This is a genomic window from Paenibacillus sp. FSL R5-0713, from assembly GCF_037973325.1.
GTDB lineage: Bacteria > Bacillota > Bacilli > Paenibacillales > Paenibacillaceae > Paenibacillus.
Window position 1 is genome coordinate 835622 of record NZ_CP150229.1, and the last position, 20260, is coordinate 855881.

The window sequence follows — 20260 nt, forward strand, 5'->3', positions numbered from 1 at the left end:
CCGAGGAAGAAAATGGAGATTTGATGGTGTACTTAGTCTCGGTTTTGTACACGCACTGTCCATTTACGAGAGACATTCATCGTAGTTTTGTAGAGCATTTTCAGCAACGCTTCATTGCTTGGGAAAATGCTTTTTTCTTTAGGCTTTGCGATGTTGACGAAGGAACCCTCAAGTATTTCCGTCGTTGTACTCTTCGCGTCAAGCTTTTTATGTCCTGCATCGTGTCATACTCCGCCTCCAGCATGAATTGCAGAGTCTCTGCATACAACTATGCAAACAACTCTTTCAGTGCAAATTCACCTTGTCCATCATTATGGACTCATTCTTCTGCACAATTACTTTCACTTGCTCATCACGTATACTATCCTCTTTAATCAGCCTTTCTAAAGATTATCTAACGGGGGAATATGATGTCTAAATCAATAGAATTGATCTTGAGAGATGAAATTTTTGCTGAGCTGGACATCGAGTATTCGGATGACCACGATACCCGTTTGTTGGAACAAGGGATCGATTCAGTAGGCTTCATCAAGCTTATTGTTTTAGTGGAATCGAAGTTTAACATCTCGATCCCTGATGAAGATCTGTTATTTGAGAAGTTCTCCACGGCTGGATTAATCCTTAATTATTTGACTGAGAAAACGCTATGATGACTATCATTCAGCGTCTATTTCTGGAGGCCTCTGATCGCCAAGATCATATTATCCTTGAAGATCTAAAGCAGCAATGGACTTACGCAGAGGTGATGACAGAAGCTTATTTGATTGCTTTATACATCCACAAGAATTTTGAGCTTGAGTCCGGAAGTCATCTTGCATTATACACAAATAATGAGCCCTTGTTCATTTTTGCGGCGCTTGGCATTCAATTCTGCGGTTTTGTGTTAGTACCGGTTCCTTATTCGGCATCCAATACTGAAATTGAAAATATTTTAAATGCCAGTGACGCCAAATTGGTTATCAGCAAATCTGCACAGCCTGCGCATTTAAATTGCGATATTCCTTGGGTTACCGCTCAGGATTTATCGCAAGAACCAATGCCTGCGTTCGAATCGATCTCGTTAACCAATCAGTCCAATCCCAATCAATGTGCGATTCTCCTTCCTACATCAGGCACAACCGGAAAATCTAAAATCGTTATGTTATCCCATTGGAATGTATTAACGAATGCGTTGGCACATGGCGGAAAGGTGGGGTATACGGATCAAGATTCGTTTCTTGTAACGATGCCCGTTCATTTCAGTTCTACGATTGTCACGCAATTGATTTCTTGCATGTTATATGGAACCCGAATTAAACTGATCAGCTTGCCTTTGCTGCCGCGCACAGCGTTTAAACTGTTTCAGAATAAGGCGGTCACGGGATTCTCAGCGGTGCCTACGCAATTGATGCACTTTGTTTCCGATTTCCATCAGACAAAGAACTGGAGTGCTTTTGATTCAATTGAATTTATTGTAATTAGCGGTGCGGCGATTCCCGCGAAATTAGTAGACCATCTCCAGACTGTATTTCCTCACGCGGACATTATTCAAACCTATGGATTGACCGAAGCTTCTCCGCGGGTGAGCATGATGGAACGGGGAGAGCGCAGCTTATCCTGTGGATCACCCATCAATGACGTTTCTATTCGTCTTGTTGACGAAGAAGAGAATGAGGTTGAAGGAGCAGCTATCGGAGAAATTTGGGTCAAGGGCCCGAATGTGATGCTCGGTTATTACAAAAATCCGGAGTTAACGAACGCTACCATTGTTGAGGGTTGGTTAAAGACAGGAGATTTGGGATATCGGAATGAATCAGGATGTCTTATACTCACAGGCCGAAAGAAGAATATCATTATATCCGGCGGTATCAATATCTATCCAGAAGAAATCGAGGAATTTTTGTACGGCTTGAAAGAAGTGGAGGAGGTCATGGTTGTTGGTGTACACGATAATTTGTTAGGTGAAGTGCCCATCGCATTTCTGAAAGTCTTTAATGATTGCCTGGTTGATATAGATGCACTGACACGACATTGCAAATTGCATTTGTCATCGTATAAAGTGCCTAGACAATGGAGGATTGTAGATAACATTCCAAAAACAAAGACAGGAAAACTGGACAGAGCAAGTACGAAGCGCTTATTGCTAAATGAGATATACTGATTCGGAATCCTTAAGCCATTTAACCAAATAACCAGGGGTGAACGAAGGTTGAAGAATTCAACTCAAACATTGGGCAGAAAAATATTGCCGGTCAGTTATCCGATGATTACAACCTATACGCAACATGCTCATCTCTTGTCGATCCTTACTCATTACGAGTGCGCACACCCATGGATATATAGCAATTATATTCAATTATTTATTAATAAAGATTATAAACACCATTGGGGAGATTTTTATTTCCCTCTGACTTATGAGCTGAGACCTTCGGATGCGTGCAAATGGATTACTACTCAAAAGCTACATAGAGATACTGTAACAACGAAATGGGACTCTGTTATTCATTTTATTGTAGAAAATATTAATGCCAATAACTATGTCCATACCATGATCAATTATTTCTACGTGCCCTTAAGCGATCGCTACAATAAACTTCAATTGCATCATGACATATTTGTTTACGGCTATGATTTGGATAGAGAGATATTGTATGTTTCCGATTTTTTTAAGAACGGGGTGTATAGTCAGGCTGAGATATCATTTACTGATTTCAATGTTGCGTTCGAAAAGAATCATCTAACAACGAATCATGATTATCTAAAAGAAATGGTTTACCTGTATACATTCAATGATCATTATCAGGATAAATTCAGTGCAGATACCCTAGTGAATTCGATAAGAAATTATTTCACTAAGAAAACGCCGGAGTATTGGGAGATGTTTAACTACGGGGGCGACAGGCAAAATCTTGACTTCGGCATGCAAATATACACAACTCTATTTAATTATGCGAAAGAGACATCGGAACATAAGGCTATGCTTGATATAAGACCCTTTCATTTACTTTATGATCATAAGAAGATAATGACGCTAAGATTCAAGTACTTGTACGATAATCAGCATTTAATTGAATTAAATCAAGAGCATATAGATGAATTCACAGCTATTGAAATTAAAGCAAAAATCCTTGTGAATCTAGCGATTAAATATAATTTGACAAAGGATACGAGTATTTCCGAAAGTTTACAAACGCTGATTACGAATATAGAAAATGAAGAATCCATATTCTTTGAACGATGGTTGAAGAAGGTAGACATTCAGTAATGTTGAGGGAGCAGATGATCTCAGTTTTGGATATCTCTTCTTGCACCCGAATAGAACTTAGCCCGAAGCCCGTGGTGATCCGGGCATATTTATGGAGGGAGTGATGCCGGGATTATAATCGTTGCGATACAGCGTATGGAGTAAGCCGAACGTTGCTCTTGTCTTAACGATTCCGTTTGCTGACAGCCTATCGCCTTCTTGTCTTTCAACGATCCGCATTGCTTCAAGCGCTTTTTTCCGGCACAACCACAGCGAATCAGCTCACCTCAAGAATCTCTCCTTTTATTTGACCCGACATCTTGTGATTCATGCATAGCATTATACCTGTTCGATTGAATTAATAGTGGTTTCACAAACCTTAAGCAAGGGTGGGGATCATAATATTCATTGTATTAACAGGAGTTGCAGGTTTCATCGGTTCCAACCTTGCCGAGAGGCTGCTGCGGGAAGGCCATTCCGTTATCGGCGTCGATAATTTTCTGACCGGGTCTACTGTCAACATAGACAATCTCTTACGGTCGCCAAATTTCAAGTTTATCGAGCATGACGTCATTTATCCGCTCGCAATTGAAGGCCCTGTCGATTGGGTGATGCATTTTGCAAGCCCTGCCAGTCCGCCTAAATATTTGTCCTATCCGATCGAAACGATGAGGGTCAACAGCGAAGGGACGATGCATCTGCTGTATCTGGCCAAAGAAAAGCAGGCTGCCTTCTTCTTGGCTTCAACAAGCGAGATCTACGGTAACCCAACTGTTCACCCTCAGCCGGAGAGCTACTATGGCAACGTGAATTCGATTGGAGCAAGAAGCTGCTACAACGAAGCGAAGCGCTATGCAGAGGCGATCACCTACTGGATGAACAGGAAATACGGTATACCGGTAAGGGTCATTCGGATCTTCAATACATTCGGCCCGAAGATGGATCTACATGACGGACGCGTCATTACCAATTTCATTAATGAAATCATGTCCAAGCAAAACCTTACGATTTATGGCGACGGCAGACAGACGAGAAGCTTTCAGTATATCGACGATTTGCTGGAAGGGATTGTGAGACTGATGAGCACCACGTATGAACAGCCAGTCAATTTGGGGAATCCGGAGGAAGTCACCATACTTGAAGTCGCCCAAATATTGAAGGAGTTAATGAAGTCCAACGCGCAGTTAGAGTTTCTCCCGCTGCCGGAAGACGATCCAAGGAGAAGGAAGCCGGATATTACCATTTCAAGGACGATTATGAACTGGGAACCGGCGATCAGTTTACATGATGCACTCGCTAAAACGATCCATTATTACCAGGGTCAATATATCCATTAAACGGGAGGTACCTATGCAAGAACAGATCATAGCGATGATAAGCGAAATCAAGGAAGACGCTGAGCTGGCAAACCGTTTGAACGAGCATTCCAACATCATGGAAGACGGGGGATTGGACTCCCTACAGCTAATTACTTTTGTATTAAATGTGGAAGAGCGTTTCGGTATTGAGATCGATTTTGAACAATTCGACTTCGATCTTATGGAGTCGGTAACGACCTTCTGCAATTATATCTCGGAGCTACAGAAGACAGCGCCTGTATGAACGATAGACGCAAGTTCGAGCTCATTATCGGGACATTTGATGCGGAACGCTTCTGGCGCGACCCTAATCTAGCCAAACTGCCGTCGTTTCACGATCCTGAAATGGAGAATATCGTGATGGCCATGGATGAGCTGCTCTTCCCATTTTGCGAGGCGCAGGATAGGCTCATTACTCGCTATCGAATGAACATTTGCCATAAAGAGTATTTGCATGAGATCGGATTTGAATTTCTTTCTAATTCAACCGATCTCGAGAGTCCTGATGTAGGAAGCGCAGGCAGAACCGCCAATATCTTCGACCTGCTCACATCAGCCGATCGAATGGGGGACATGGATCTCTACTTGCTGGATGGCGCCCGGTTGTCGCCCTTTGCAATCATTCCGGGGGCGGATCGTACTGCAGCGCGTTACGGGTTGGAACAAGATTTTCCAGCTATCGAAACGGTTCAGACTGTCAATTCGAAGCTGTATTCAACCGAATTGAACCGTCGCCTTGATCTTCAGTGTGACAGCCAGACGGTCTATTCTCCCGAAGAGCTGCGGGCAAGCGGCTTGACTTTGCTGAATCAAGGACCCTTCCTGATCAAAGATGAGTTTGGGGTATCGGGGAAAGGGAATTTGTTGATCGAGTCGGAAGCGATTTTGCGGCGAGTCACATCCTATGTCGCCGATCAGTGTAGCAAGGGAAAAACGGTTCGGTTTATTCTTGAGCCGTTCCTCCGCAAGGAATTGGATTTTTCTTGCCAATTCCACATCGATCCGGACGGTACTTACCGACATATCTCAGTGCAGCAGTTGGTCAATCACAATTTCGCTTACCAAGGCTCCTATACAGCAGACGATAGGTTGCTTCATATGCTGCAGGAAGCGAAGTATTTTGATGTAATGAAACGGGCGGCTCGCGAGCTTTATCGTTCGGGTTATCACGGCGACGTATGCGTAGATTCTATGCTGTTGACAGACGGCCGCATCGTTCCGATTGTTGAGGTGAATGCAAGAAGATCGATGAGTCTGATCAAGCATTACGTTGACCGCTACCTGAAGAAGCACGACACGGCCGGGAGCATGACGCATGCGACTTTACAGTTTGCATGCGATGTATCATTCGATCAATTGCTTGAATCGCTGGACCGCGAGGGTGTTCTATATAAGCCTGATCGAGGATTCGGTATTTTACCGTTAAGCGCGAATACGCTCCTTATTAACAAAGTCATCAATGAGTGCAAGGGGATCCGGAATAAGCAGGTGAAAGGCAGATTATATTATTCGTTGATTGAAGGGGAATGGGATAACGAACGATTGATCGCTAAGGTTAAGGAGGTGCTGTCGTCGTTATCCTTCAAGATCGCCCGCTGATGCAGTCCGAAGCGCTTGAAGCCTTGAATGGAGGAAGAAATTTTATGGGTAAGCGGAAAGTGACGATTCTATGCTCGGGTTTCGGTCTGGGTTTCTATATTCCCGGTCTGTTAGCTGCAAGTGATTTCGAGAAAAGGGATATCGCGACGGAAGTACTCGTGTTCGAAAGCTATTTGGAGCAAGACAAGATGGATCATATTGTAGACAGCAGAAGGGCTTATCACAATAATTTCGCACTTGCCAATCTATCGGCCCGAATGCCGATGGATATCCGGGGCAGCATTGATTATGCCCAGGTCGAGCTGTTGCTGGAGGCGTGGAAAGCGGAAGACCGATACGAATTCATATCGCTATCCGGACACTGGATCTATATTCTGGATTTGTATAGGGAGAAGATGCTGCCGAATCGAATTCATGTAGACCTGCTCTACGTCGATTCAGATCTGGCCCCGTCCTGGAAGAGCTTGAAGAAGTTTCATCCTCACTACGACGAGTATTATTACAATGCTTGTCTCTATGACACCGACAAGATGGAGATTCGATGCGAAATCCCGGTTCTTCATCGTACGCCAATGCCCTTCGACTCAAGGAAGCGGCGGCTTGTTGTTCATGGCGGCGGCTGGGGGATGGGCACTTATCAAAGTACAATTCCAGAGCTTGCCGGCCATAACTACGGGCTTGATATCGTAGCTTACGATTGGAAGGAAGCGAAGCCCGATCCCGATCACCGATATTGGATGAATGATCCGGAATGGTGTGCATGGGTGAAGAGTGCGAACGGCCTGCACGAGTTTCCGCCATACATGGAAATAACGGGAGAAGGCACGAAGTCATACGCCGCTGAGGTTGATCATCATTGGTTATTCGATATCGCTTCGGAGGCGATGGCTATCGTGGCCAAGCCGGGAGCGGGCACATTAATCGACTCCCTTGCATCCGGTACCCCTCTTATTTTGCTGGAGCCGTTCGGAAGTCACGAGCTTAGCAATTTGGAATTGTGGGAGTCTCTGGGGTTCGGAATCCGCTACGAGAAGTGGAAGGAGATGGATTTTTCTGTAGAGGTCCTTAAGGAGATGCATCAAGCGATCATGAACAGACCCGGAGAACGAACGAATTATGTGGATCATTATTGTGCGAGAGTCGCGTTAACGAAGGGGTAACATTTCAATGGCAAAAGGGGTTATGCGATGAGCGTAAACAAATTGAGTGTCGTCCAAGATAAGACAATGACAAGCTATCCGAGATGGATCGTCATGCAGCTGTTGGAGGAGTGTAATTTACGATGCAAGATGTGCTATGAGTGGGGACTCGAAGGGCCGTACAAAAGCAAAAAAACGTTAGCGCATCTGGATCCGGATCTCATTAAAAAGATCATCGTCGAGTGCAGCCCGGGCAAGCCATATTACGATTTCTTCGGTGGCGAGCCACTGATGTACCCTTGGCTGGGCGACATTCTCGCCATGATCAATCACTATGGAAGTAAAGCAGATTTCCCCACGAACGGCACATTGCTTGAGCAGCATGCCGAGATGCTTGTCGAGACTGCTCCAAATAAGATCTGGATGTCTCTCGACGGCCCTGAGGAAATCAACGATAAGCAGAGAGGCAAAGGCGTATTCAAGAAAGTAATCAAGGGGATCGAGAAGCTTTATGAGCTTCGGGAAAGCAAGGGCAAGCAATTTCCGAAAATGGGTGTATCCTTTATCATTACGCCCTTGAACTATATGTACGTTGAGGAATTTTTCTTTAAGCATATCGACTTGTCGATGTTGGACCATATCAGCATGGAAGTGCAGCTCTACGCAACGGAAGAGCAGTATGCCCAATATGTGGAGGTTCTTAGTGACAAATTCGACGTGCATGAAGCTCCTTATGCCAAGGGGATGGTGTGGCGGGACACCAGTTCGTTCAGCCAGATCGATATTCCGGAATTGACGAGACAGCTCAATAATGTTAAAGCGTATTGCTTGAAAAACAGCATTCATGTGATCACCTATCCGAAAACGATAGATGAGCAAAATTTGAGCAACTATTTCTCGGGGCAATTCCATCAGATGGCTGATAAACGAAATCGCTGCTCCCTTCCATGGGTTTATGCAGAGATTACAGCAAGGGGCGACGTTTCGCCCTGCCATGCCTTCTATGATTTGACCTTTGGCAACGTGAACGAAGAGAGCTTGATGGATATCTGGAGTAGTGACAAGTACAAAGATTATCGCGCGTATATGAAAAAAAATATGCTTCCGATCTGCACGGCTTGTTCAAGGTATTATATCTATTGATTCATGTGAATGACCTAATAGGTTTAAGAGGGGTGGTGTTGATATGAATCCGAAATCAGAGATTAAACGTTCCCCAAAGGATTTGCAAATATTGAAACGTACGATCAAGAATACGGTGGAAACCAAGCGGAACATGGAGAAAATAGCGGGTTACGCGACACCGTTGCCAGAGTCGGTCGGGATTAAACTGACGAACCAATGCAACTTGCGCTGCAAGCATTGCTATCAATGGAACGACACTGGCTACCATCACTTTATGACACCGGAGCAGCAGCGGGAGCAGCTCGACTACGGGCTGCTGGAGAAGCTGATCCTTGAGACGGAACCAGCCAAGTCGAGACTCTATATCTGGGGCGGCGAGCCGCTCGTATACAGCCATTTCGACCGTTTGGCCGATTTGCTTGAAGCCCATCCTCGCGAGACGACGATCTGTACGAACGCGATGCTGATCGAGCGAAAGCTGGACACCTTGCTGAGAATCTCCGACAACCTGGAGCTGCTCATTGCACTTGATGGATTCGAAGAAGAGAATGATGCGCTTCGCGGCAAAGGGGTATTCAACAAGGCGATCGATGCTATTCGGATGCTAGTCGAGCTGCGTAAGGAAAACCAATTCAGGGGCAAAATTACGATCCATACTGTCGTTAACGATGGGATGACCGACAAGCTGTATGATTTGTTGGACTTTCTGGAGGGCGTCGGTGTAGATATGGTCATGGTCTGCTTCCCGTGGTACATCTCGGACGAATGCACGCAGGGAATGGACGATTACTTTGACCAGAAGTTCGACTTTCTTCCGGCGAGCGAGCACAAGGGCGAACGAAGCTGGCACGCCTTTAACTACAAGCTCGATCCGGAGCGTATCCCTGCTTTGATGAGCGAGTTGGACCGGGTGAATAATCGGGTCTGGAAAATGCGTTTACGCTACCAGCCGAATCTGGATTATGACCAGATCGAAGATTTCGTGCTCGGCAACGAGGTGAAGAGTAATGGCACCATGAACAAGAAATGCCTGGCTCTCTCGAACCGGATGGACATTACGCCCGATGGAACGATTGTTGCGTGCAAATTTTTCAAGGAGTTCGAGATCGGCAATTTAAATGAAGCGTCCGTACAGGAATTATGGCACGGCATGACCTACAGAAGGATAAGGGAAATGATGGATGAACGACTGACACCGGCATGTTCTAAGTGCAGTGTCTTGCATTTGCACGGTGTTTAACTATTCTACATGAGCATAAATGAGGTGAACCAGTGAGCATTATCCAAGTGGAACGCTTATCCAAAAGCTTCAATTACTACGAAAAAGAATTGGGGTTCAAAAAATCGCTGAAAAATTTAGTGAAGCGGAAATCACTGATCAAAGAAGCGGTTAGCGAAATATCACTTGTAATTGAGCAAGGCGAGATGGTCGGGTTCTTAGGCCCGAACGGTTCCGGCAAAACGACTACGCTTAAGATGCTGTCCGGCATCTTGTATCCGACAAGCGGGCAAGCGACGGTATTAGGCTATGTCCCTTGGGAGCGAAAAAAAGAATTCAAGATGCAGTTCTCGATCGTGATGGGGCAGAAATCGCAGTTGTGGTGGGATTTACCGGCGAACGAATCGTTGTACCTGAACAAATGCATTTATGAGGTCGAGGATAAGCCCTACAACCTTGTCCTGGATGAGCTTACGGAGATGCTTGGTGTTAAAGATCTGCTCAATATTCAGGTGCGCAGGCTTTCGCTGGGGGAACGGATGAAGATGGAGCTAATTGCGTCGCTCATCCACCGGCCTAAGGTGATTTTCCTGGATGAGCCTACAATCGGACTCGATCTGATTTCGCAGAAGCGCATTCGGGAGTTCCTGAAGTATTATAACCAGCAGACGAAAGCAACGGTCATTCTGACAAGCCACTACATGGCGGATATTGAGGATTTATGCAAACGCACGATCATCATCAATCAAGGGAAGATCGTATACGATGGCGATCTTCGGCGTGTGAACGAATTGTTTCATGCAAAAAAGATCATCAAGCTGCAATTTACGGACGAAGTGCCGAGGCAGGCGCTAAGCGACTATGGCGCTATTATGGAACATGACGGCATGAATGCGGTCATGGAGATCGATAAGCATGACCTCCAGCGGCTTTCCAAAATGATGTTGGACCGGTTCCCGATCCTCGATTTCACAGTGGAAGATATACCTGTCGAGCGAGGCATCGAAAGCTTGTATCAGAAAGATGGGGTCAGACATGAAAGCCTTGCAGAAGTATAAAAGGACGTACATTCTTGCGCTTCAGAATGCGATGGAGTATCGGACCGATTTCTTTATGAGTATTATCAGCGGCGGCTTCATCATTCTCGTCCAATGCTTCCTCTGGACGGCCGTGTTTCGCAGTTCGCCGCAAGAGATTATTAACGGCTATACGTATTCACAGATCATCATTTATTCCGTGTTGTCTGGCGTTGTCTCCAAGCTGGTTTCTGCCGGCTTCGAAGGGGAAATCGCGAATGATATCAAGACGGGTGGACTGAGCAAATTTATCGCTCAGCCCATTCATTATTTCAGCTATCGGATATGCAATTTTTTCGGTGGGAAAACGGTTCAAATCGGGGTCGTCCTTGTCTTATTCGTCATACTGATGATCGTTTTTACTCAGATTTGGGGGTTTCAGCTTAGAGGGGTGCAGATCGTTATGTTCCTGGTCAGCATTCTGTTCGGACTGCTCATCAACTTCCTGCTTTTTTATTCGATTAGTGCTCTCGCGTTCATCATTACCGAGGTTTGGGGCGTTTATATCGCGTTCAACCAAGGCGTCTATCTGCTCAGTGGTGCCATCTTTCCGCTTAATATTTTCGGAGATACGTTTGCCAGAATCTCCAGCTACTTACCGTTTCAATATGTCGTATTCTTCCCGGTTAACATCATCAATGGGAGCATGGCGATTCATGAAATCGTGCGCGGGCTTCTCTTACAGGTGGTCTGGGTAATTGCGCTTATGATAATTTCGAAGTTGTCGTGGGATTCCGGGATGAGGAAATATGTAGCCGTTGGAGGTTAGATCTGTGAGTATCAGCTTGACGGAGTTTCGGAAGCATGTACGTATGTTCTTTATTTTCGCAAAGAACAGCTTGGTCGGTTACATGGAATACAAAGCGAATTTCTACTCCGGTTTGATCATGGAGACTGTATTTCTGTTTTCCAAGCTGATCTATATCTTGTTCGTTTTCCAGCTCGGGATCGAAATCAATGGCATTTCTCCGGACCAGATGATGATCTTCACCGGGACCTATACGATTATGATCGCGATCTATACAGGACTGTTTATGGATAACTTTTATAGATTCGCAGGCCATATCCGCAACGGGACGCTGGACTTGTATATGACGAAGCCGCTTTCGCTGCAGTTCATGATCTCATTCCGGCACGTTAACTTCGCGTTTCCGATCCCGAACCTGATCGCCGGGATCACGATGATCGTACTGGCTTGGCGGCGTCTTGACATCGAGCCAAGCTTTATCCACGTGGCCGGATATATCGGCGTGATCTTGAGTAGCACGATCGTGACCTATTCGGTGCTTCTACTTCCGCAAATTCTTGCCTTCTGGACGGTGAAGTCCGGTTCGATCTTCGAAATACTCGACAAATGTTGGGATTTAAACAATATGCCGATGTACATATACCCCAAATGGCTGCGGAGAATAGGGCTGTATGTTGTGCCGATCTTGTTCATCACCAACATGCCGTCGGTTTATTTGATCGATCGATTGGACTTGTTCCTTGGGATATGGATTTTTGTAGCTCCCGTTATATCGCTTATCGTGGTCAGGCTGTTCTGGAAGCTGGCCGTCAAACGCTATGAAAGCGCCAGCAGTTAGAGAAATGCCCAAAAAACAAATTGTTGAGAAGGTGAATCGAATGAGCAGGACGGAGCATGAGAGCCATCCGTTGCAGACAAAGGCTATCGAAAAGAAACGGCTGCACAACGGGATCGAAATCTATCAAAACAACGAAGGCGAGACCGAGTTCCTCTACAACGAGATTTTCCACAAGGAGATGTATTTCAAGCACGGTATTACACTCCCGGATCATGGCACGGTCATGGACGTTGGGGCTAATATCGGCATGTTCAGCCTGTATGTCAGCAGCAAGAGCGACTGCAGGGTATATGCTTTTGAGCCACTGCCGCCGACTTTTAATCTCTTGAAGATGAATACGAGTTCGCTGCCTCGCGTAACGACGGTTAATGTCGGGCTTTCCAATGAGATCAAGGAAGCGGAGTTTGCCTATTTTCCTACGATGTCCACGGACTCTGTCCAGATCAAATACAGGGAGAACCACGATCAAGATCTCCGATACGGGTTAATCAACCATTACGAAGATAATTTCGCTGACCCGCGAATGCTAAACCGCTTTGTCGATCATCTTATGTCGCCGAAGCTTCTGAATGAACAAATCTATCGTTGCCAGCTAACTACGATCTCTGAAATGATCCGCTTTTACGGTCTGAACCAAATTGATCTGCTCAAAATCGATGTGGAAAAAAGTGAGTTCGAGGTGCTGGATGGCATAGAGCCGGAAGATTGGGGCAAAATCAGGCAAATTGTAATGGAGGTACACGGACTGGACGGAGAGCAGATCAGCAGGCTCGAGAACATCTTCCAAACCAACGGCTTCTATGCCGTGATCGATTATTACGAAGATTTGAATATCCCAAATTACTATAATGTGTACGCGTTGAATCAAATGCATACGTCGGCTGGGCGATAGTCATGTTACAGCATCTGCATGCAAGGTTGGTATGCTCCAGCTGCAAGGGCGAGCTGGAGCAGTTGGAAGCAGTGCTGCAATGCTGCAGCTGCGATGCGGTATATACGAACGATGATCGTTACTTATCGATGCTCGACCGGCGAGAGCAGTTTGTCCACCCTTCCGAATGGAACCGAAAAGAGGCTGAAATTCGGGATTATAGCGAGATTTCGCACTCCCTTGCGCTGTCCGGTATAGGCCGATTCGCCACCTTCTTGAACTATGGTTACGTCCCGCACGAGAATGAGCAACATGCGGTGCTCGAGCCGGGCGATGCATGGAATAGAAACTCGGTCAAGCTGCTGCTTGAGACAGTGGGCAAGACGGCGATTCGGGAGCGGCAGGTGATCGACATCGGATGCGGCAGGGGAGGGAACATAGCGGCTCTGTCTAAATATTTCAAGCCGCTGTCTATTGTGGGTCTCGACATCTGCCCGGCGAATATTGCCTTTTGCAATGCCAAATCCCGATTGGGTGAATCTTTGTATCTCGTCGGCGATGCGGAGAATATACCGTTTGCTGACGAGAGCTTCGATGTGGTGTTAAATATAGAATCCGCACATGCCTATCCGAACCGATCACGATTCTATGAAGAGGTATACCGGATCATGAGAGTTGGCGGCGTATTTCTGTATACGGAGCTGATGCTGGGAGATCAAGTAGCGCAAAACGTCAGGCTGTTAGAGGAAGCAGGCCTGTCTGTAATCCGCAATCAGGATGTGACTTCGAATGTTCTTCTATCATGTGATGAGAGTGCGAAGCAGCGTACTGGCACACAAGGAATTGCGAATAACGCCAATTCAAGCACGAACATTGGAGATATCCATGAATTCATCGCATTGCCCGGCTCGAAGAAATATGAAGAGATGAAGGCTGGAACGCGGCAATACCGTATGATGAACCTTGTTAAGAGGTAATATAGCCGTGATATCAACAATAATTTTTGGGCGTGTCTGAAAACTCTGAAGGCGGCAGATTTTGCTGAATTTTCGCTCCAAGCCAGGAAGTTTTCCGCAGGCGTGCCGGGGCACGTCAAGGGAAATTGACGTAGCAGGGGGCGAAAAGGCGGTAAAAGATGCACTTCAGTAGGTTTCAAGACACGTCCTAGGTTAGGAGAAATATTTTATGGAAGAAATTATTTCCCTGGACGCCTTTCAGCCCTTCGACGGCATGACGAAAATGTTTCCTCATCATAATTTTCCTTATTTTAATTGCGGCTACAATTTGTTATTAACGCTTGCCAGGTATTTTAAAAAAGATGAGCTGTCGATTTTGAATAATGTCATTACTATTTATAGATTTAATAAACAAAAAATACAAACAAGAGGATATTTCAAGTTAGAGGTGTTGGATCTTGAGGAGGGAGATCAGATCCTTGAGGCGATGGGGATCTCTATTCGTAAAAAATCTCCTGCACTAGATACGTTACAAGATGAGATCATAAGCTCTATTTCTAGTGGTCATCCGATTTCCATATTTATTGATTTATTTTATCAACGCGGGAGAGACTTTTACTATAACCAAAAACATGGACTGCACCCTGTTTTTGTCTATGGTTTCAATCTTACGAACGAGGAGATATATACGGTTGATGATATTACAGAATACAGACAATATGCTCTGCCATTTTCAGAATTTAAATGGTCATGCATGACTTCGGAACACGTAAAGATGCCAGACTACTTTTGGGAATATGCGCTAGTGTCCCCCGGTAATCACGAGATCTTGAACAATAAGAATTCAGCACACACAACCATCAATACATTCGTAGAAAATATGTGCAGGTATCAAAATGAAATAACGGAAAGTTTGAATAATATACTGTTGCTCGCAGAAAATTACGAGCTCATTATAAAAAATGAAACGATTATAGAAACACTGAGCAGTACGATTTATAGAAAATGTTCTGAGAAATACAGGTTAAATACTCTCTATAAGTACAACATTGATCATATCAATGCAAAACATACGCTTGACCCGTTATTGGACCAAATTATTCATGGCTGGAAGACAGTAAGGATCTATTCGAATAAAGCTATCATGTCCCAAAAGTTCACTGGGGAAATCATAGACAAGTGCATTGGTTTATTAACAAAAATATATACGAATGAAATGCATTTTAATAATCAATTATTTTTAATGTTAAAGGCTTTCAGGTAAAATCACATCTAATATTGCTAGAAATGAGCCGCCCTTCATGGGTGGCTCTGCTTCTATCATTCCTTATACAGCCCCTAAATGGTGAGTTGTTCGATGGTTTATATAATCATAGTAGAGTTGATGGTGATCTGAACAATATCAAGTTTTCCAGTTTATCCGTTTTTAATAACTTTGTGGTGTTCATTGTTTTCTAATGCTACAGTAAGACGTGGCAAAGGTATGCCTAACTTTTTTGCTTCTCTCACAACTTCAAGTACCGCAAAACCGGCTTTACTATTATTGTATTCAATGAAAAGTCGTGGTAAGCTGCCCTTTGCAAAAATAACCTTGTTAAACAGCAGGCCGAGAAGTGCCGGTGGGATCTTGGTCAACAATAGAGTAATCGCGTCCATCTTTGCGCCTCTTGCTTTAAGTACAGGGGTCATTTCCCGCATACTCTTACCGACATTTGCGAATGAGTCACTATGATTCAAGACTGATGGGAAACTTCCTCGTTGTAACACCTCGGTCTCCATCGCCGCATTCATGGCAAAATGATTCCATAGCCAGCTTTGCATATCCTTGATCCAATTGATTTTAAAATTGGCGCTTTCAAATAGTTCTTTGACCTTGTTGTTTATCTGTTCCGTGCCTACCCGTGGTTTTTCCAGAAATATCGTTTTTAAAAAGCCGCCCTTAAGCTTATTGTCCTCAATGCCGCCTCCTGCTCCTGGGAACCCAAAGACAACATTGTTCATAGACAGGGGCAAGATTGATGATTTTAAATCCTGCCAAATATTATTGAATATTAGGATCGGGGTGTTACCAGCAGTAGTCGAAAGTATTCTTGCTGCTTCGGGAAGTTGCTCCGTGTTGACACTCGCAATAATGAGATCATAATTTGGGCTCATCTCCTCATGCAGCTTGATTTTCCAGCTTTCTTGGATGAACTGTTTTCCTCTTCGTGCGTCCCACATTTCAAGCGCTATATGACTTCCGAACGTTTCTTTCCTCCCTTTTCTAACGTAAAACTCAACGGTATGCCCTGCCTTCTCTAAAGCCCAAGCGTATTGGGTCGATATTACACCTCTACCGAAAAATAAAATTCTCATCTTAGCCTCCTAATATCCATATTCCTCTTTGTTGATGATCCAACAACGTGTTGTATAATGTTATTGTATAGATTCACTATTTGGTCATCAACCATCAGATTTTTAATATCTGTCGTATAATCAATTCAACAGAAAATGGAGGTTAACAATGAAAAAGCAACCTGAAATTACGGAAAAAACAAGGCAGACATTTATAAATGTATTCTGTGATTTATATTGCCGAAAACCAATCGAAAAGATATCCATTCAAGAGATTGCTAACCAATCAGGATATAACCGGAGTACATTTTATCAATACTTTACAGATATCTATGAGTTGTTGGACTGCGTTGAAGAGCGTATGTTGAAATCGATCAAGGAGGAAATGGCAGGAAGAGAGTTTTCTACACATACTATCCAAGATGCACTTCAATGCTTGGAAAATGCAGAGGAAATTTCAGTTCTTAAAGCTGTATTGGGCGACTATGGTTCTGTTCATTTTGTGGAACGCTTGAAAAGAGAAATTCCCTTTGAACGATTGATTATGGATTTTTCAACAGATGATGTCTTGGCACCATACATCATCGAGTTTTACATATCTACATTAATATCTATGTTTCGTCTTTGGATACACAGAGACAAAGATCTATCGTCGGAGGAATTGATCAAGCTGATCGATAGTCTATTTACAAAGGGGATAACACCGTATCATATCTTTGGCACGGTCAATCCGCAACGTTCTGGAGTGTAGCGATGATGGTTAGAAAGCTAAAGATAAACAAAAAGAGGTCGAGAATTTCATATATTTTCGACCTCTTTTTTGTCTTTGTTTCAATACCATCCATTAACTAGTCTAAAACTCCAATATCCCAGACGGTATTACCGGATAGGTACGCAGATTAGGCAGCTGACTTAGAGTCTCGATATTGGAAATGGCATTGTTTTCGAGATGAAGCTCAAGTCCCATGTCCCTCCGATTCCATTTGCAGCTCAGCACAAATCATTCGTTCAGGCGATTTTATTATAGGAGGAACGGCTATTCCATGCTGAGTATAGTCGATCCAACACATAGACATCATAAATTTTGCTTTTTTCCACTTTGCAATAAAGATGGAATCTGATAGGATAAGTTTATAAATACGATGGTTTTAGTGAGGATTAAAAAGGAGGCCGCCTTGCCATGCAAGAATTAACACATCTGGATCAACTTGAGGCTGAAGCGATATACATTATCAGAGAAGTAGCAGCGGAGTGCGAGAAACCGGTCATGTTGTATTCCGTCGGCAAGGACAGCTCGGTCATGTTGCACTTGGCCCTAAAGGCTTTCTACCCCGAGAAGCCGCCGTTCCCATTCATGCATATCGATACAACCTGGAAATTCAAGGAAATGATTGAGTTCCGCGACCGAAAAGCGAAGGAATTTGGTATCGAGATGATCGTGCACTCAAATGAAGAGGCTATTCAACAAGGAATTAACCCCTTCGACCATGGTTCCGCATATACCGACATTATGAAAACCACAGCCCTGAAGCAGGGATTGGACAAATACGGATTCACGGTTGCGTTCGGTGGCGGAAGACGTGATGAGGAGAAGTCGCGTGCGAAGGAGCGGATTTTCTCGTTCCGGAACAAGAATCACTCGTGGGACCCTAAGAACCAACGTCCGGAGATGTGGAAGCTGTTCAACACGAGAATCAACAAGGGAGAGAGCATTCGAGTCTTTCCGCTGTCCAACTGGACTGAGAAGGATATCTGGCAATACATTCGTCGGGAGAACATCGATATCGTTCCGCTTTACTCCGCCGACGTAAGACCGATCGTTAATCGTGACGGGCATATCATCATGGTGGATGACGAGCGGATAAAGCTTGAGCCTGGCGAGAAGGTAGAGATGAAGAAGATTCGCTTCCGCACGTTGGGTTGTTACCCGCTCACGGGCGGAGTCGAGTCCGATGCTGTTACGCTGGATGAGATCATTGAGGAGACATTGGGTGCGTTATCTTCCGAACGGACCAGTCGGGTTATCGATCAAGAAGCGGCGGGAAGCATGGAACGACGCAAACGGGAGGGCTATTTCTAACATGAAGAGTCTACTTAAATTCATTACCTGTGGAAGTGTGGATGATGGCAAGTCCACGCTGATCGGACATATGCTCTATGAAGCCAAGCTGCTATTTGCCGATCAAGAACGCGCGCTTGAGCTCGATAGTCGATTGGGAAGCCGAGGCGGCAAAATCGACTACTCGCTGCTCCTGGATGGTTTGCTGGCCGAACGCGAACAAGGGATTACCATTGATGTGGCATATCGTTATTTTACGACGTCTCATCGTTCCTTCATCGTGGCGGACACACCGGGACACGAAGAGTATACGCGCAACATGGCTGTAGGCGCTTCCTTTGCCGATCTAGCCATCATTCTGGTGGACGCTACCAAAGGCATCATTACCCAGACCAAACGCCATGCCCGGATCTGCGCCCTGATGGGGATCAAGCATCTCGTATTGGCTGTGAACAAGATGGATCTGGTCGGTTTCGATCAGAGGACGTTCGAGGCAATCAAGGAAGAGTTCATCCAAACGACGGCCGAATTCCAAATCAAGAGCATTCAGGTCATTCCCGTGTCCGCTACGGAAGGGGACAACATTACAACCCAGTCGCCGAATGCACCCTGGTACGAGGGGTTAGCATTATTACCGTATTTGGAAAGTATAGATGTTCATACTACCGATGATACGAAGCCTTTCATGATGCCAGTTCAGCGTGTAAGCAGACCGGACCATACGTTTCGTGGGTTCCAGGGCCAGATCGAGGCTGGAAAGATTTCGGTCGGAGACGAACTCATGACTCTGCCAAGTCGGGAGAAAGCTAAGGTTAAGCGGATTTTGGTGACGGACCAAGCTCAGGATTCGGCTTATGCTGGCCAACCAGTTACGATACAACTGGACCGCGAAGTTGATGTCTCGCGAGGTTGTGTGCTCACGATGGACAATCAAGTCCAAGAAGCTGACAGCTTCGCTTCTACAATCCTGTGGATGGACGATTCCGTCCTGACTCCGGGCAAGCATTATTGGGTAAAGGTCGGAACGAAGACTCTTCCAGGCACTGTAACGGCGATTACCCATAAAATTGACATTAACACGGGCCATACCGTTCCGGCCGATCAAATTGTTAAGAACGAATTGGCCAAGTGTGAATTCACGCTGTCGGATCAGATCGTCTTCGATTCCTTTGAACACAATAAGAGCATCGGAGGTTTTATCCTCATTGATCGTGTCACCAACATGACGTCTGCTTGCGGAGTCATCGATCAAGCTCTGAAGGGAGAAAGCCGATTTGCCACGCTGGATACGGGAATCACGAGAGATGTTCGCGCCCAGCAGAAAGGACAATCTCCGCTCACGGTATGGTTTGCTGGCTCGGATACGGTAGCTCTCGCCAAGGAAGTGGAGAAGCGACTAATGTCATCCGGTTACCATACGATGCTGCTTGAGAGCGTCAGTGGAGAAACGCTCCGCGGAACGGCGGAGATGGCAAAGGTGTTGAACGACGCCGGCCTGATCTCACTGGTATCCCATGATTCTATCAGTGCGGGCGAACTTGAGACAGCTCGAGAGATCATCGGGGGCAAAGGATTTATCGAAGTTAACGCGGACGAGATCGGCGGAATATCCATCCAGGATGCCGCGAAATCCGTGGTTAAACGAGTCGTGCAATCCGTTATCGATCACAGTCCTTCGAATAACTACGACATTTAATAAGCATGTCCGATAAAGC

At 45.2% G+C, this 20260-nt stretch carries 19 protein-coding genes; 18 read left to right on the forward strand and 1 reads right to left on the reverse strand.

From position 1 onward, the window contains the following. Positions 1–407 precede the first annotated feature (407 nt). From MKZ12_RS03860 to MKZ12_RS03930, 15 genes are all read left to right on the forward strand, one after another. The gene (locus tag MKZ12_RS03860) at positions 408–650 is read left to right on the forward strand and encodes an acyl carrier protein (protein ID WP_339258813.1); all 243 of its coding nucleotides are present in this window, start codon (positions 408–410) and stop codon (positions 648–650) included. After that, on the forward strand, positions 647–2140 hold the full coding sequence (locus tag MKZ12_RS03865; RefSeq protein ID WP_339258814.1) for a class I adenylate-forming enzyme family protein: 1494 nt from the start codon (positions 647–649) through the stop codon (positions 2138–2140). Before MKZ12_RS03860 ends, MKZ12_RS03865 begins: the two co-directional genes overlap by 4 nt. Before the next feature lie 48 nt (positions 2141–2188). After that, positions 2189–3244 carry a hypothetical protein gene (locus MKZ12_RS03870; RefSeq protein ID WP_339258815.1) on the forward strand — a complete coding sequence of 352 codons (1056 nt, stop codon included), beginning with the start codon at positions 2189–2191 and terminating at the stop codon, positions 3242–3244. A 368-nt stretch (positions 3245–3612) separates the two neighbouring features. Then, on the forward strand, positions 3613–4560 hold the full coding sequence (locus tag MKZ12_RS03875; RefSeq protein ID WP_339258817.1) for an NAD-dependent epimerase/dehydratase family protein: 948 nt from the start codon (positions 3613–3615) through the stop codon (positions 4558–4560). 13 nt (positions 4561–4573) lie between these two features. Continuing rightward, positions 4574–4825, forward strand: a complete 252-nt coding sequence (locus MKZ12_RS03880) for a phosphopantetheine-binding protein (protein ID WP_339239517.1) — start codon at positions 4574–4576, stop codon at positions 4823–4825. After that, positions 4822–6180: a hypothetical protein gene (locus MKZ12_RS03885; protein WP_339258818.1), complete on the forward strand. Its 1359-nt coding sequence runs from the start codon at positions 4822–4824 to the stop codon at positions 6178–6180. Before MKZ12_RS03880 ends, MKZ12_RS03885 begins: the two co-directional genes overlap by 4 nt. Positions 6181–6224: 44 nt before the next feature. Beyond that, the gene (locus MKZ12_RS03890; RefSeq protein WP_339258820.1) at positions 6225–7340 is read left to right on the forward strand and encodes a UDP-glucuronosyltransferase; all 1116 of its coding nucleotides are present in this window, start codon (positions 6225–6227) and stop codon (positions 7338–7340) included. A 27-nt stretch (positions 7341–7367) separates the two neighbouring features. Then, entirely contained in the window at positions 7368–8462 is a 1095-nt protein-coding gene (locus MKZ12_RS03895) for a radical SAM protein (RefSeq protein WP_339239520.1), read from the forward strand. Positions 8463–8505: 43 nt separating this feature from the next. Further along, positions 8506–9684 carry a radical SAM protein gene (locus tag MKZ12_RS03900; RefSeq protein WP_339258822.1) on the forward strand — a complete coding sequence of 393 codons (1179 nt, stop codon included), beginning with the start codon at positions 8506–8508 and terminating at the stop codon, positions 9682–9684. A 32-nt stretch (positions 9685–9716) separates the two neighbouring features. Beyond that, on the forward strand, positions 9717–10721 hold the full coding sequence (locus tag MKZ12_RS03905) for an ATP-binding cassette domain-containing protein (RefSeq protein ID WP_339258824.1): 1005 nt from the start codon (positions 9717–9719) through the stop codon (positions 10719–10721). Next, positions 10699–11508 carry an ABC-2 family transporter protein gene (locus MKZ12_RS03910; RefSeq protein ID WP_339258826.1) on the forward strand — a complete coding sequence of 270 codons (810 nt, stop codon included), beginning with the start codon at positions 10699–10701 and terminating at the stop codon, positions 11506–11508. Before MKZ12_RS03905 ends, MKZ12_RS03910 begins: the two co-directional genes overlap by 23 nt. 4 nt (positions 11509–11512) lie before the next feature. Beyond that, positions 11513–12325 carry an ABC-2 family transporter protein gene (locus MKZ12_RS03915; RefSeq protein ID WP_253430156.1) on the forward strand — a complete coding sequence of 271 codons (813 nt, stop codon included), beginning with the start codon at positions 11513–11515 and terminating at the stop codon, positions 12323–12325. 4 nt (positions 12326–12329) lie between these two features. Beyond that, positions 12330–13217 (forward strand): FkbM family methyltransferase, encoded by an 888-nt coding sequence (locus tag MKZ12_RS03920; RefSeq protein WP_339258827.1) that lies wholly within the window; start codon positions 12330–12332, stop codon positions 13215–13217. A gap of 2 nt (positions 13218–13219) precedes the next feature. Beyond that, entirely contained in the window at positions 13220–14173 is a 954-nt protein-coding gene (locus MKZ12_RS03925) for a class I SAM-dependent methyltransferase (RefSeq protein WP_339258829.1), read from the forward strand. Between the two features lie 208 nt (positions 14174–14381). Continuing rightward, a complete protein-coding gene (locus tag MKZ12_RS03930) occupies positions 14382–15416 on the forward strand; it encodes a hypothetical protein (protein ID WP_339258831.1) in 1035 nt (344 codons plus the stop codon). A 152-nt stretch (positions 15417–15568) separates the two neighbouring features. Here MKZ12_RS03930 and MKZ12_RS03935 read toward each other — a convergent pair whose 3' ends face one another. Next, positions 15569–16507, reverse strand: coding sequence for a 2-dehydropantoate 2-reductase N-terminal domain-containing protein (locus MKZ12_RS03935; protein ID WP_339258833.1), 939 nt, complete (start codon positions 16505–16507; stop codon positions 15569–15571). 148 nt (positions 16508–16655) lie between these two features. Here MKZ12_RS03935 and MKZ12_RS03940 point away from each other — a divergent pair, with 148 nt between their 5' ends. From MKZ12_RS03940 to MKZ12_RS03950, 3 genes are all read left to right on the forward strand, one after another. Beyond that, entirely contained in the window at positions 16656–17237 is a 582-nt protein-coding gene (locus tag MKZ12_RS03940; protein WP_339258834.1) for a TetR/AcrR family transcriptional regulator, read from the forward strand. 429 nt (positions 17238–17666) lie between these two features. After that, entirely contained in the window at positions 17667–18566 is a 900-nt protein-coding gene (gene cysD, locus MKZ12_RS03945) for a sulfate adenylyltransferase subunit CysD (protein ID WP_253430176.1), read from the forward strand. Between the two features lies 1 nt (position 18567). Continuing rightward, complete coding sequence (locus MKZ12_RS03950) at positions 18568–20241, forward strand: GTP-binding protein (RefSeq protein ID WP_339258836.1); 1674 nt, start codon at positions 18568–18570, stop codon at positions 20239–20241. Positions 20242–20260: the final 19 nt, after the last annotated feature.